We start from the raw sequence: 12,841 nt of genomic DNA, 5'->3' as shown, positions 1-12,841 counted from the left end.
TCTTCCCAACTGGATACACACCAGCCTCTAATCCGATCGCACTGAGAGATCCGTATGCGGTCACCGCACTTTGGGTGGACTGCAGGGCCGAATCGGTGCGAGGATCGCGCAATGGACCCTAAGCGGGACGATGAGCGCCGCATGCGGATCGCGACCGAGGCTTTTGACCTCATCGAAGCGGAGGTTCGTCCGCTCCTTGCCTCAGGTGGCCGGTTGTGGTCGAAGGGGTCGGGAGGCTACCCGAGTCGTCTACGTCAGATTCTTCATGGACTGGACAAAGCTCACGACGTCACATTCGCGACGATTGATGCGATTCAGCTACCGCGTGGTCAAAGAGTTGTGGAGCATGTGATCCCGTTCAAACGAATCGTCATAGAGATCGTCGATCCAAGCCAGGCGGACCCCAGATCGAACACTCACAATGCGCCGATCGCTGGTGGCCCTGCCACTTCTCCAGAACACCTGATCTCGATCTTCGACCAGCTTCTCCAGAAGTGTTGGGTCACGAAGGATGAGCACGACCGTCTGAATCGTGCCGGCAGCAGTCTCCAGTGGGACGCGCCAGATGGCGACGGATGGGCGCGCTATCGACATGCAGGGGTTGTCGCGCATTGCCTCACGGAGGTCGACGATCAATCTCTCTAGCCCCGCGAGGGATCCGGCTGCGGCATCACCCCGCGCCCGCCGTACTGACTGAGGCGCAGACGACGCACGAAGCAAACGGGCGGTAGTTGCCTCCCTGACAACTACCGCCCTAGCGGCTCTTCTGGGGGCGCTCTAGAGACGTCTAACCAAGAACGTCGTGCGACACACCTCGTCTACTCGCCTGTCCTTGCGTGTGTCTGACGCTGGATAGTTCTGTAGACGGTCGACCGTGCGACGTTGAATAGTTCGGCGAGCTCAGCTGTGGTGTGAGTACCGGAGTTGTGGACTTCCATGAGGTGACGCTGCTGGGGGACCGAGAGTTTCGGCTGCTTGCCGCGGAGCCGGCCCTTTGCTTTCGCAACTTGCATGCCTTCGCGAGTGCGAGCTCGGATCAAGTCCGACTCAAACTCAGCCACCATCGCGAGCACATTGAACAGCAGCCTCCCGACCGGGTCGAGTGGGTCGTGGACGGACCCGCCGATGCTGAGTTTGACGTGTTTCGCAGTGAGCTCATCGACGATGTCGCTGGCGTCGCGGAGCGAGCGTGCCAGCCGGTCAAGCTTCGCCACTNGGACCCGCCGATGCTGAGTTTGACGTGTTTCGCAGTGAGCTCATCGACGATGTCGCTGGCGTCGCGGAGCGAGCGTGCCAGCCGGTCAAGCTTCGCCACCATCGGCTGATGTGGTCTCCGCCCTCACGCCGGAGCTGCTCTTTGATGCCATCGCGATCCAGATCGACGGACCGCGAGCGTGGGACGAGAAGTTGAGCATCGAGATCGTGCTCACGGACACCGACGCCTGCTACCGACTTTGCCTCTCGAACGGCGCTCTCACCTACAGTGCCGCGCCGCAGAAGTGCGACCCCGACGTTACTCTGACGACGACCAGACGAGCCCTGCCCGCTCTGGCAACGGGCGCCCTCACCGCTGACAGTCTGGCTTCGGCTGGCATCGAGTTCAGCGGAGACGCCACAGTCCTCCAACGGCTCGCCGTCCTGCTCGATCCCGGCGACAAGGACTCGGCCATCGTGACGCCCTAGCCGCAACCGCCGTCGACGCCCGCTCGGGTGAGGACCTGTTCCTCACCGGGGCGGGCCTGCTAGAAACATCCGCAGCCCGGAGAGATGAGCGGTCGCAACGGGGCAGGTCGTCGGGCCGGCCTACACCTTGATCGGGAACGTGGCTCCGACGATGATGCATCCGATTCCCACGACGACTCCCATGCCGAGAAGCGCTCTTCGCATCCACGGCGTGAGTTCGCGTTGTGACATCGCCGTGAGGAAGAGCACCAGGGCGAACAGGACTGTGAGCAGCGAGTAGTTGTCGCCCCGCTGATTGCTCTCCAACGCCTGGTCGAACTTCGCGTCAGCCCGCGCATTCAGCGCTACCGCTTCGTTCGTGCCAGGTGGAACGTACTCCACCATGGCGAGGGGCCCCTTTTCGACTCGACCGCCTGCATCCCATGCGTCGAAAGCGACGCGGAACTCAGGGGTGAAGCGTTCCTCGATGAACTGTTGCAGCTCCGTGCGCTGGTCAGCCACGGCCAGCACCCACTGGGTATAGATCGTCAAGTCGTACTGGCGCGCATCACGTGCAGTCCCATCCGCGGCGGTGGCCTGGACCCGGGCACTCGATGCCTCGCTGAAAGCGATCGACATCTCGCCGCCCCACTTCGATGCCTCGAAGCCGCACCAGGCTGTCAGAACCGCAGTGATCGACAGCACGAACACAGTCACGATGTCGAGCGCGTGACGCTCTTTCGCGCCTGTACGACCCTGATCCATGTTTTGCCCCCTCGCTCGATTGAATCAGCACCGGGAAGCTCCGACAACCCTCTCTGAAGGCGGTCATTTATCCGCTCCGCTGAGGCTTGTGGGCAAGCGGATTCACTCAGCGACTGTGTGGAAAGCATCTCAGTCCTCGCCGCCCTCGTAAGGACCGGTTTGCGGGCGGCGGCCGCGAGACGTACTCGAGCTCGTCGGGAAAACGGCGCGTGCGTCTGGCCTCGTCCTGGAGCGCTTCACCGATAGATTCAGCTGAGCACCCATCACCGCCCCCTCCGAAAGGCGCCTGTGTCCGACACATTCACCCCCACAAAGCTGCGTGTTCGTCCTCGCGTCTGGATCGGCCTCGCCATCTGGGCCGCGTACGTCCTGCTCGTGTTCATCGTGCAAAGCCTTAGCGGCATCCCGTACACCGAGTGGGGAGAGAACGGCGGCAACCTCTTCCTCGGCGCCGGCCTCTCGCTGATCATCGGAACAATCTTCCTCGCTGTCACCGCGAGCCTGCTGGGGTGGTGGCGGCCGTCACTGTTCGACCGCCAGCACAGTGTTCGCTGGCCGGTCTTCGTCCCCGCCCTGATGGCCGTCGCGCTCCTGATCAACCTGGCGAGCACCGACTGGGGCTCCTACGACGCAGGGTTCTTCGCCGCGTCGATCGTGCTCATCCTCGTCGGCTTCACCGAAGAGATGGCGAACCGTGGCCTGCTCGTCGTGGGCCTCCGCAGCAAGCTCGGTGAAGGCTGGGTGTGGTTCATCAGCTCGGCCCTGTTCGCCGTGATGCACCTGACGAACGTGTTCACGGGACAGGGCCTCGCGCCCACCCTCCAGCAGGTCGGGCTCGCGTTCCTCGGCGGCACGGTCTTCTACATCCTGCGCCGCACGACCGGCACGCTCATCTGGGCGATGGTTTTGCACGGCCTCTGGGACTTCTCGACCTTCGCCGTCGGGCACGGCACCCCTGGCCCGTTCGCGGCATTCGGTGGCATCCTCAACATCATCGCGGGCGTCCTCGGGCTCATCGTCGTCGCCTTCGTCATCCGAGGCTCCAGCGAGCGGCTCAAGTAGGACGCCCGGCCATACAAGAACATCGCGCGCCAACCCGATCAACCACCGAGAGCCCCGCCTTATCGGCAGGGCTCTCGCCTGTTTGCCCCATGGTGCTGGTGGGGTCTCCAGCGGTGCCCCGCTGAGGTAGCCCCCTCGGGAGGAAGTGCTGATACGGGGTGAATAGGGAGCAGGCTTCGGCACCGGGCTATCCGGACCGGAGCCTGCTTTTGTCTAAGGGCCGGTAGGCCCTGTCTAGGCCTCCAAGGTTGTGTGCGACGCCCAGTCTTCGAGCTGCGCGGACGTTCGCACATCGCAAGCGCCCTCGACTAACCTGCCGCCCCGGTACAGGATGGGAGGACGTTCCCTAGACTGTGGGAACTCGAGATGGGGGCGTCGATGTCGACAACTGTTCCGGGACCGATTTCAGGCACCACGATGACTGACGCTTATGTGAAGGCCGTCGGGCGATTCGCGTATGTGTGGGGGTGGCCGATGGTGTCGATGATCAACCGACGCACTGGCCTCACCTCGGTTCCGGAGCCTGGAATGCGTGGCGGCGTTCTCCCGAACGCTCCAGTCGGTCGGGTATGCATGATGACCGACTACATCGCACCCAGCCAGCGTTTCGTCGCCTGCACGAACCAGGACGTGCTCTACGGGTTCGGATTCGGGAGCCTCGACGAGCAGCCGGCGGTGTTCCAGATCCCCGACTTCGGGGACCGCTTCTGGGTTGCCGCCGCGTGGGATCACCGCACGGACTCGTTCGCGCAGTTGGGCAAGCAGTACGGAACCGAACCGGGCTTCTACGCCGTTGTCGGACCGAACTGGGACGGGGAGATCCCTGACGGCATCACCGGCGTCTTCCGGTCATCGACCGCCCTCGCCGCATTCTGTCCCCGGGTCTTCATCGAGGACACGGCGGAGGATCGAGCCGCGGTCGCCGACCTGATCCCGAAGCTGAACATCTACCCGCTCGACGAGTTCGACGGCGCTGTCCACGAGTACGACTGGGCGAACGTGCCCAGCTTCCCGGTGCCGGAAGCGGCGGCGGAGGGAGAGATCCATTGGGTGAACCCCGACACCTTCTTCGACCAGCTTGTCGAGGTGCTCGCAACCGTGCCACCACTCCCCGGCGAGGACGCCCTGTACCAGCAATTCAGCGCCCTGCTCGAAGCTGCAGATGCCGACTCATCGGTGAAGGCGGCGCTGGTCGAAGCCGCGCGGGAAGCGGAGAAGGAATTGATCACGCCCCTGCTCCGCTGGGAACACAATGGCCCCGGTGCGGGCAACGGATGGTACTCGCCGAAGAACAACTCGGCATTCGGCACCGACTACCTCACCAGAACGGCGATCGCCCGCTCGAACATGTTCGAGAACACGCCCCAGGAGACGAAGTACGTCTTCACCGACACCGACGTCGACGGTAACCAGCTCAACGGCACCCACAAGTACACAGTCACCTTCACCGCCGACGGCCTCCCGCCGGTCGACGGATTCTTCTCTCTCACCCTGTACAACCAGCACCACTTCTACTACGAGAACGAACTCGGGCGGTACTCGCTCGGCACCAAGAACCCGGACCTGCAGTTCGGCGACGACGGCTCACTGACCTTCTACGTCGGCAATGAACTGCCGGCCGATGCGCCTGCGAGCAACTGGCTGCCAGCTCCGGCTGACGCCTTCTCCGTGTACATCCGCGCCTATTGGCCGAAGCAAGCGATCATCGATGGCACGTGGCTGCCGCCCAAGGTGGAACGCGTCAGGTAGGTCGCGCCCGGATCTCGTTCATGACCGTTCGGTCCACACGATCAGTACCTTCGCGGCACAGGGCGGACCTGGCCGGACCGGCGGGTCTGTACCGTTGAGAATTCGAGCGTTGGTGTTCAGGCCGCTCCTCCGTGGAACCGGAGTTGGTTTCTTCACCCCTCGCCGGAGTCAGGGTGTGACTATTGCGAAGTCGGGGTCTGGCGAGTCGATGTACGTGCGCAGCCGTGCGAGAGCGCCAGCGTCGCCGGTGGTCTCGCCGCCGGCGCCGGCCGGATCGGCAGCGGTCAGCGCGGCGAAGAGACGTCCAGACGGGACTGTGATCGTCACGTCCGCCGGTCGCTTCGACGACGCGGCGGTGTGGGTGAGGACGCCGTTGCGCAGGGTGACCCTCTAGGTCGTTTCGCGGTCCGGCAGCACGACATCCAGGTAGATGGTGTCGTGCCAGGAGCGTGGGCCGTCGATCTGCACCGCGATGGCGTCGAAGATCTGCGGTGGGGTGAGCTGGGCGAGAGTGTCGGCGGAACTGCTCGAGACGGGGGTCCGAAGTTGCCGTGGCGCAGCTCGTGGGTGCAGGCGAGGAAGACGTTGTGCCAGGTCCCGTTCTCGGCTCCGTACCCGAGCTGTTCGAGGGCATCTGCCAGGAGAGCCTTCGCCTCGGCGTTGTCCGGTTCTGCGAACACGACGTGACTGACCACCTCGGCGACCCAGCGCAGATCACCGTCGGCCAGCGACTGCCGTGCGCGTTCGAGGACGGCGGCGGCTCCGCCCATGTAGCCTACGTACCTTTGCCCTGCTCGACGGGGGTGTGCTGCCACAAATGGGCCGAGTTGCCGTCGAACCACCCCATGTACCGGTTGTAGATCGCCTTGACGTTGTGGCTGACGGATCCGTAGTAGCCACGCGCGTGCCACGCCCGCTCGAGTGCCGGCGGGAGTTACACCATCTCGGCGACCTCCGAGCCGACGTGGCCCTTGTTCAGCAGCCGCAACGTCTGGAGTCAGCAGGTTGTGCTGCGCGTGGGTGGCGTTCTCCGCCACGCACAACGCCCGATGGTCGGGCAGGTGGAAATGCATCTCGGCGGGAGCCTCGGTGCCCGGGGCGAGCTGGAACACGATCCGGACGCCGTCGATCGTGTGCTCCTGCCCGCCATTCAATCGGTGTCAATTGCCACTGGCAAGCAAGCCAGGTCCAAGCGACGTTGTGTCTCGACCATTTGCCGCTCACTCGCAGACATGGTCCAGGTCTACGACCCAGCTACCGCCATCGTCCATCCTGAAGCGGGTCCCGTGGCATGGGTCTAAACCGAGTCTGCAAATTGATTGCATTCTTAGCGCCCGCATGCGGATCCAACCCGGGCGGTCGGCTGCGAGCTAGGCGGCAGCAGCCCGCTCGGCGAGTGCCGCAGCGTCCCGTATCGCTTCCGTGAAGGCGAGCGGTGCTTCTTGCGCCAGGTTGTGACCCGCGTGCGGAACCTGGCGGTGCTCGTACGGTCCGGAGAATCGTGCGCCGGCTATGGCAGTGTCTCGGGCAGGGAAGTTACCGTCGGCGAGACCGTCCAAGGTGATGGTCGGCACGAAGATGGAGGGCAACTGCGCCAGCTGGGCTTCCAGCCGGGAGTACTCGGCGGCCCCGGATACGCGGAAGAGTCGGTGCCGATACGAGTGGATCACGACGTCGACGTAGTCGGGGTTCTCGAACGCTTCCGCGGCACGGTCGAGGTCACCTTCAGTGAACGCCCAATCCGGCGAGTTGCGACGCCAGATGACTTCAGCGATGCCCCGCCGGTTGTCCGTGAGCCCGGCACGACCACGCTCGGTGAGGAAATAGAAGAAGTACCAGAAGCCCGCCTCCAGGTCCGGGCGTATGGGCTGCATCGATGCGCTGATGTCCTGGATGAGGTACCCGTTGACGGACACGAGGGCGGTCACGCGCTCGGGCCACAGTGCTGCGACGACGCAGGCAGCGCGGCCGCCCCAGTCATAGCCCGCGAGGATCGCCTGAGGAATCTGAAGAGCATCCAGGAGCTCGAGAGTATCCCGTCCCAGCGCGGCCTGTTGGCCGCTGCGGGGAATGGTGTCGTCCAGGAAGCGTGTGTCACCGTGCCCGCGCAGGTGCGGCACGATGACACGATAGCCCGCGTCGGCCAGCGTCGGCGCGACGTCGACGTAGCTGTGGATGTCATACGGGAATCCATGCAACAGCAACACCGGCGGGCCCTCTGCTGGACCTGCTTCGAAGTAGGCGACATCGAGGTGCGCTGTTCGGATGTGTCGCAGCGGTTCGAGACGATGTGTCCCAGTCATGTGTGCTCCCTCTCCTGCAATGGCTCGTCAATGGCGTATCGCCTGGCACGTTGGCACGACCATGCCATCAGCTTCGACCGGGCAGAGCGCCGCTCTGTGACGAGGGCGTGACGAGGGTCGACGGAGCCGTCCACAGCGTTGGTCCGTCTGTCACAGTCGGCCGCTGGACCCGGTCGTAGCTGGCACGAGCATCCGTCAGAGATGTTCCTGTCCGACGAACGACGCACAACGGAAGGCACCCATCATGAACGCGCACATCCTCGACCCCGAGGCCCAGGCCATCGCCGACGCCTCGTCGACACCCCCGTTCCTCTATCAACTGGGCGCGGACGGCGCCAGGAAGGTCCTCGACGACCTGCAGGCCGCTCCCATCTCGAAGCTCGACATCGACGAGGAGTGGATCACCGTTCGCGCAGCCGTCGGCGACGTGCGGGTACGGATCGTCAAGCCGGCCGGCTCGATTGGTCTGCTGCCGACGATCCTCTACGTCCATGGCGGTGGCTGGGTCATCGGCGACGCCGCCACGCACGACAGGCTCGTGCGCGAGATCGCAGTCGGTGTCGATGCCGCCGTGGTGTTCGTCGAGTACAACCGCTCGCCAGAGGCGAAGTATCCGGTCGCCATCGAGCAGGCCTACGCCACCGCCCAGTGGATCACCCGATCCGGATCGGAGAAGGGCCTGGATGCCCAGCGACTGGCGGTGGCCGGCGACTCCGTCGGCGGGAACATGACCGCGGCGGTGACGATCCTGGCCAAGGAGCGCGGCGACGTGTCCTTCGTGCACCAGTCGCTCTACTACCCCGTGACCGACGCTGCCCAGGACACCGACAGCTACCGGGAATTCGTGGACGGGCCGTACCTGACGGCGGCGGCGATGGCGTGGTTCTGGGACAGCTACCTTCCGGATGTCTCGAAGCGGGCCGAGATCACGGCCTCACCGCTTCGCGCGTCGCTCGAACAGCTGGCTGGACTCCCTGAGGCGTTTCTGCTGACCGACGAGAACGACGTACTCCGCGATGAAGGCGAAGCGTATGCGCGGCGACTCGCGGAGGCAGGGGTGCGGACCACGAGCGTGCGATACAACAACACCCTGCACGACTTCATGATGCTGAACCCGCTCCGGCCCTCTCCTGCCGTGACCGCCGCAGTCGAGCAGGCAGTGCACGTGCTCCGCAAAGCCCTCGGGCGCTCTTGAGCGCGTGGGGGACCAGGTGACGACTGCGCTTCAGCGCACCGCCGCGTTGCTGGTCCCGACCTACGACTCGTTCATCGCGTTCCTTCAGGGAGCGCGGTGAACGTGTCGTAGCCGCAGAGCGCGAATGTCACGCCCTATCGCTCTGGAGCGATCACGTCCGCGTATTGCCCGTTCTCGGCGATGAACGCAGCGACGACCGGGCACTGCACCGTAACCTGCGTGCCACGATCACGGATGTCGTCGAGTGCATCGGCGATGAGTTCTGAGGCGATGCCCCGATTGCGGAACTCCGATTCCACTGTCGTGTCACGGATGATCACCCGACCATCCTCGACGTCATATCGGACGCTCGCGATCTGCTTGCCGTCGATCAGCGCAGCGTAGACATGGTCCTCGGATCGGTGACGCAACTGGATCTCGGAGTCGGCGTCGTCTGAGGGTCGATCGACCTCACGGACAGCCCTCAGCGTCACGTCGTCAACAGGGGCTGTTGTGCCCTCGTCCAGGAATCCGGCGCCGTCAGGGTAGCCGGCGGAATCGGGGTACTCGAACGGTCGGGTTTCATCGTCTGCACTCATGAGGACCTCCTAGGGTCGATTGCGAATCATGACAGGATTCGGCGGCGGGTGGGACCAGCCATGCTCTGCTTGGCGCAACCTCCGAGAAGGCCGCCTGAAACCCGGTACTCCCGCTCTTCTCTCACGACTCGGCCGAGCCTGTCGTAAGTAGTGACCGGGTTGACCACAGAGTTGTGACTGAACAGGAAAATCGCTCCAGTGGCCTTCTGCAGGCGAGCTCACGAAACGGACGACGTCGTCACAAGTCGCCATCCCTCGTGGTCAGAGTGTGTATCCCGTCCGCACCGGGCGGACGGGGGTTCGAGAAGGGCATCAGTCATGTCAGATCAGAATCCGACCGTCGTGTTCGTGCACGGCGCATTCGCGGAGTCCGCCAGCTGGAACGGCGTCATCGCCGCCCTCCACGCCGAGGGCATCACCTCCGTCGCGGTCGCCAACCCGCTCCGCAGCCTCGCCGGCGACGCCGCCTACGTTCGGGACGTCATCGCTTCCGTCGACGGGCCTGTAGTGCTGGTGGGCCACTCCTACGGCGGACTCGTCATCAGCGAGGCATCCGCCGGAAACGACCAGGTCGTCGGCCTCGTGTACGCCTCCGCCTTCGTGCCCGAGCCCGGGGACAGCGCCTTCACGCTCTCTGCAAGCGAGCCCGGCTCCACGCTCGGCGACTCCCTCGACGCTCACCCGATCTCGACCGGAGGTGTGGAACTGGTGATCCGCCGACCCTTGTTCCGCGACCAGTTCGCCGCCGACGTGCCTGTGCAGGTCGCCGGCCTCATGGGTGCGACTCAGCGTCCCGTGACGGAGACCGCCCTGAAAGACACAGTGCAGGCGACGACGCCCGGATGGAAGGACCGCCCGTCATGGCACGTGTTCGGCAGCGAGGATCGCAACATCCCGGCGGCGGTGTTCCGCGCCGGCGCTGAACGCGCGGGCTCGCGGGGCACGACCGAACTCACGGGTGCCTCGCACGCCGTCAGCGTCTCGCAGCCCGAAGCAGTGGCAGCAACGATCCTGGACGCGGTCCGCGGCGTGACCCAGGACCGTGCAGCCGCATAATCCACGGCCGCAGCTCCATGCTCGGAGTGCGCGGGGCGAACTTCTGTCCCGCGCACTCGCACCGCAGTAGCGGTCACACGGCATCTCTTTTCAGGGGATTCCCTTGATCACGTCACAACTGTGCGTTACAACCGGTCAGAGTTGGCAAGGACAGCTGGTGTTCCTCGACCGACCGGCAGGATGAGAAATGGATGCAACCCTCGACGATGCACTCGCCGCCTTCCAGGCCGTCCGCGGAAGGCTGTTCGGCATCGCGTATCGGATGCTCGGCAGCGCAAGCGAGGCGGAGGACATCGTCCAAGACGCGTGGCTGCGCTGGCAGGGGACTGACCGCACGTTGGTGCAAGACCCCCCAGCGTTCCTGGCAACCGTGACGACCCGCTTGGCGATCAATGCGCTCCACTCGGCGCGTGCGCAGCGGGAAACCTACATCGGGCCGTGGCTGCCGGAGCCGGTCGACACCAGCGCGGATCCGACCCTCGGCGCCGAGCGCGCTGAAGCGCTCGGCTTCGCGGTGCTCGTGATGCTCGAGCGCCTCACCCCGACGGAGCGGGCGGCGTACGTGTTGCGCGAGGCCTTCGCGTACCCCTATGAACAGATCTGTGAGATCGTGCAGGTGTCCGAGGCCGCTGCCCGGCAACTCGTCTCTCGAGCGCGGAAGCACCTGACAGGTGAACGCCGGCGTGAGGTGCCGCAGTCCGAGCAGCGGAGGCTGCTCACCGCGTTCTTGACTGCAGCGAAGACCGGCGATCTCGTCGAACTGGAGCACCTCCTCTCCGAGGATGTCGTCTCGTACTCCGATGGCGGCGGGGTCGTGCGAGCTTCGAAGTTCCCGGTGATCGGCCGCGAGCGGGTCGCGAAGTTCATTCGCGCCTTCCACACGCATTTCTGGGATGGCGTTGACACCGTCGAATCCGAGACCAACGGCCAGGCTTCGGTGCTCCTGTCGAAGGACGGCACGATCTTCGCAGTACTGACTGTCGTAGCGGGCGCCACGGGCATCGATCAGGTGCTCTGGATGATGAATCCTCACAAGCTCGAGGCAGTGACCCTTCGTGCCGTCGTATGACCTGACCGCTCGCCTGCGCGCCGCATTGGACCACGGCGACGACCTTGCTCTTGTCAGTGTCCTGCACCGTGACGTATCCCTGGTCACCGACTCCGGTGATGAGTCCGGCGGCGAGGTGAGCGGCCGCATGCGTGTCGTCAGTGCACTTCACGATCTCCAGACGCGACATCCAGATGCTGGCTTCTTCACGGCGAACGTCAACGGGCAGACGGGCCTCGCCCTTCGGCGTTCGGGCGGTGAGGTCATCGGTGTGCTCAGCGTCGAGGGCGCGACAGCGATCGCGAAACTATGGCTATGCACGTCGCCGCCGAAGCTCGCGAGCTGGAATCGGCGCCATTCGACCCACTGAACGAGTGTTCAAATGCCGTCACAGATCGCATGGGTGCCCGGTCTGAGCTTCATGAAGGCAGCGGACCAGCCGCTGCCCTGACAGAAGGCAGTGAAGTCATGAAGATCGTCGTCATCGGAGGTACCGGCCTCATCGGGTCCAAGGTCGTCGAGCGCCTCGCCCAACACGGCCACGAGGCCGTTGCTGCGTCGCCGAACTCGGGTGTGAACACCATCACGGGGGAGGGATTGGCGGAAATGCTCGGTGGCGCACAGGTGGTTGTCGACGTGTCGAACTCGCCGTCGTTCGCTGATGACGACGTGCTCGCGTTCTTCACCACGTCGACCGCCAACCTGCTCGCTGCTGAGCGTGAGGCCGGCGTCACCCATCACCTGGCCCTGTCGATCGTGGGCGCCGAGCGCCTGCCGAGCAGCGGCTACCTACGGGCGAAGGTGGCTCAGGAGAAACTGATCAAGGAGTCGGGACTGCCCTACTCGATCGTTCGGGCCACGCAGTTCTTCGAGTTCGTGGGACGGATCGCTGACGAAGCGACCGTCGGCGGCACTGCACGCCTGTCCACAGGACTCATGCAGCCGATTGCGGCAGCGGACGTCTCGGCGGCAGTCGCCCGCGTCGCGGCCAACGATCCAATCAACGGCACGGTCGAAGTCGGTGGACCCGAGCGCATTCCCCAGGACGAGCTCGTGCGTATTGCCATGGCAGCCAATGGCGACTCCCGGGTCGTGATCGGCGACCCTGAGGCCACCTACTTCGGCACGAAGATCACAGGCACCGAGCTTGTGCCCGAGAGCGCCGACGCCCAGCTCTCGACCACCACGTTCGCGGACTGGCTCGCCGCCCAGCCGACAGCCGTGTAGCGCGCCAGCGCATCCAGGGCTTTCAGCATCCGCCCCCCCCGGAGGGTCAGCCCGCGTCACGCCACGTGAGAGACGCCGGCATGCGCTCCCTCGGGCGTGACCGGCTGGCCCGCCGAAGGGAACCACCGTGCGACTGTCACGGAGGGAGTGCGCCGCCGGTCGTCGTAGTTTGCGGGCCGATACCCGCGGGAATGGA

General features: G+C 64.9%; 12 protein-coding genes and 3 pseudogenes. 9 read left to right on the top strand and 6 right to left on the bottom strand.

Translation table 11 applies throughout. The annotated features are described in order from the left end of the window. Positions 1-111: 111 nt before the first annotated feature. Positions 112-645: a hypothetical protein gene (locus ASF30_RS22565; RefSeq protein ID WP_157496982.1), complete on the top strand. Its 534-nt coding sequence runs from the start codon at positions 112-114 to the stop codon at positions 643-645. Between the two features lie 173 nt (positions 646-818). Here ASF30_RS22565 and ASF30_RS22195 read toward each other — a convergent pair. Next, a pseudogene (locus tag ASF30_RS22195) lies at positions 819-1,215 on the bottom strand (recombinase family protein); the annotation flags it as partial. A gap of 111 nt (positions 1,216-1,326) precedes the next feature. Between ASF30_RS22195 and ASF30_RS04975 the strand changes: the two are divergent. Further along, positions 1,327-1,683: an alkyl sulfatase C-terminal domain-containing protein gene (locus tag ASF30_RS04975; protein ID WP_055902193.1), complete on the top strand. Its 357-nt coding sequence runs from the start codon at positions 1,327-1,329 to the stop codon at positions 1,681-1,683. Positions 1,684-1,803: 120 nt separating this feature from the next. Here the strand turns inward: ASF30_RS04975 and ASF30_RS04970 are convergent, their stop codons facing one another. Further along, positions 1,804-2,427, bottom strand: coding sequence for a hypothetical protein (locus ASF30_RS04970; RefSeq protein ID WP_055902190.1), 624 nt, complete (start codon positions 2,425-2,427; stop codon positions 1,804-1,806). A gap of 288 nt (positions 2,428-2,715) precedes the next feature. Here ASF30_RS04970 and ASF30_RS04965 point away from each other — a divergent pair, with 288 nt between their 5' ends. Then, positions 2,716-3,489, top strand: a complete 774-nt coding sequence (locus ASF30_RS04965; RefSeq protein ID WP_235480265.1) for a CPBP family intramembrane glutamic endopeptidase — start codon at positions 2,716-2,718, stop codon at positions 3,487-3,489. 417 nt (positions 3,490-3,906) lie between these two features. Then, positions 3,907-5,238: a DUF1254 domain-containing protein gene (locus ASF30_RS04960; protein WP_055902187.1), complete on the top strand. Its 1,332-nt coding sequence runs from the start codon at positions 3,907-3,909 to the stop codon at positions 5,236-5,238. 168 nt (positions 5,239-5,406) lie between these two features. On the opposite strand, the pseudogene ASF30_RS23110 reads toward ASF30_RS04960, so the two are convergent. The 3 genes and pseudogenes from ASF30_RS23110 to ASF30_RS04945 all read right to left on the bottom strand — a co-directional run bounded on the left by ASF30_RS23110 (position 5,407) and on the right by ASF30_RS04945 (position 7,541). After that, a pseudogene (locus ASF30_RS23110) lies at positions 5,407-5,811 on the bottom strand (alkyl sulfatase C-terminal domain-containing protein). A gap of 35 nt (positions 5,812-5,846) precedes the next feature. Further along, positions 5,847-6,112: pseudogene (locus ASF30_RS23565) on the bottom strand (alkyl sulfatase dimerization domain-containing protein); the annotation flags it as partial. Positions 6,113-6,608: 496 nt separating this feature from the next. Further along, on the bottom strand, positions 6,609-7,541 hold the full coding sequence (locus ASF30_RS04945) for an alpha/beta fold hydrolase (protein ID WP_055902180.1): 933 nt from the start codon (positions 7,539-7,541) through the stop codon (positions 6,609-6,611). Positions 7,542-7,785: 244 nt separating this feature from the next. Here ASF30_RS04945 and ASF30_RS04940 point away from each other — a divergent pair, with 244 nt between their 5' ends. Then, the gene (locus ASF30_RS04940; RefSeq protein WP_055902177.1) at positions 7,786-8,736 is read left to right on the top strand and encodes an alpha/beta hydrolase; all 951 of its coding nucleotides are present in this window, start codon (positions 7,786-7,788) and stop codon (positions 8,734-8,736) included. Between the two features lie 134 nt (positions 8,737-8,870). Here ASF30_RS04940 and ASF30_RS04935 read toward each other — a convergent pair whose 3' ends face one another. Beyond that, the gene (locus tag ASF30_RS04935; protein WP_055902174.1) at positions 8,871-9,314 is read right to left on the bottom strand and encodes a GNAT family N-acetyltransferase; all 444 of its coding nucleotides are present in this window, start codon (positions 9,312-9,314) and stop codon (positions 8,871-8,873) included. Positions 9,315-9,632: 318 nt separating this feature from the next. On the opposite strand from ASF30_RS04935, the gene ASF30_RS04930 reads away from it, so the two are divergent. The 4 genes from ASF30_RS04930 (at position 9,633) to ASF30_RS04915 (ending at position 12,645) form a co-directional block, all read left to right on the top strand. Further along, a complete protein-coding gene (locus tag ASF30_RS04930; RefSeq protein WP_055902172.1) occupies positions 9,633-10,370 on the top strand; it encodes an alpha/beta fold hydrolase in 738 nt (245 codons plus the stop codon). A gap of 187 nt (positions 10,371-10,557) precedes the next feature. Next, the gene (locus ASF30_RS04925; RefSeq protein WP_055902170.1) at positions 10,558-11,439 is read left to right on the top strand and encodes an RNA polymerase sigma-70 factor; all 882 of its coding nucleotides are present in this window, start codon (positions 10,558-10,560) and stop codon (positions 11,437-11,439) included. Then, positions 11,426-11,788, top strand: coding sequence for a hypothetical protein (locus tag ASF30_RS04920; RefSeq protein WP_055902169.1), 363 nt, complete (start codon positions 11,426-11,428; stop codon positions 11,786-11,788). Before ASF30_RS04925 ends, ASF30_RS04920 begins: the two co-directional genes overlap by 14 nt. A gap of 98 nt (positions 11,789-11,886) precedes the next feature. After that, positions 11,887-12,645, top strand: coding sequence for an SDR family oxidoreductase (locus ASF30_RS04915; protein ID WP_055902168.1), 759 nt, complete (start codon positions 11,887-11,889; stop codon positions 12,643-12,645). The last annotated feature ends 196 nt before the right edge of the window (positions 12,646-12,841 follow it).

The organism is Leifsonia sp. Leaf264 (assembly GCF_001422325.1).
GTDB lineage: Bacteria > Actinomycetota > Actinomycetes > Actinomycetales > Microbacteriaceae > Orlajensenia.
The sequence above is the reverse complement of the archived record's forward strand: the minus strand, read 5'-3'. Positions and strand labels throughout refer to the sequence as shown.

Excerpts from the sequence above, each read along its gene's own strand:
- ASF30_RS22565 (WP_157496982.1), top strand. The coding sequence starts at position 112 with ATGGACCCTAAGCGGGACGATGAGCGCCGCATGCGGATCGCGACCGAG.
- ASF30_RS04970 (WP_055902190.1), bottom strand. The coding sequence starts at position 2,427 with ATGGATCAGGGTCGTACAGGCGCGAAAGAGCGTCACGCGCTCGACATC.
- ASF30_RS04960 (WP_055902187.1), top strand. The coding sequence starts at position 3,907 with ATGACTGACGCTTATGTGAAGGCCGTCGGGCGATTCGCGTATGTGTGG.
- ASF30_RS04945 (WP_055902180.1), bottom strand. The coding sequence starts at position 7,541 with ATGACTGGGACACATCGTCTCGAACCGCTGCGACACATCCGAACAGCG.
- ASF30_RS04940 (WP_055902177.1), top strand. The coding sequence starts at position 7,786 with ATGAACGCGCACATCCTCGACCCCGAGGCCCAGGCCATCGCCGACGCC.
- ASF30_RS04935 (WP_055902174.1), bottom strand. The coding sequence starts at position 9,314 with ATGAGTGCAGACGATGAAACCCGACCGTTCGAGTACCCCGATTCCGCC.
- ASF30_RS04930 (WP_055902172.1), top strand. The coding sequence starts at position 9,633 with ATGTCAGATCAGAATCCGACCGTCGTGTTCGTGCACGGCGCATTCGCG.
- ASF30_RS04925 (WP_055902170.1), top strand. The coding sequence starts at position 10,558 with ATGGATGCAACCCTCGACGATGCACTCGCCGCCTTCCAGGCCGTCCGC.
- ASF30_RS04915 (WP_055902168.1), top strand. The coding sequence starts at position 11,887 with ATGAAGATCGTCGTCATCGGAGGTACCGGCCTCATCGGGTCCAAGGTC.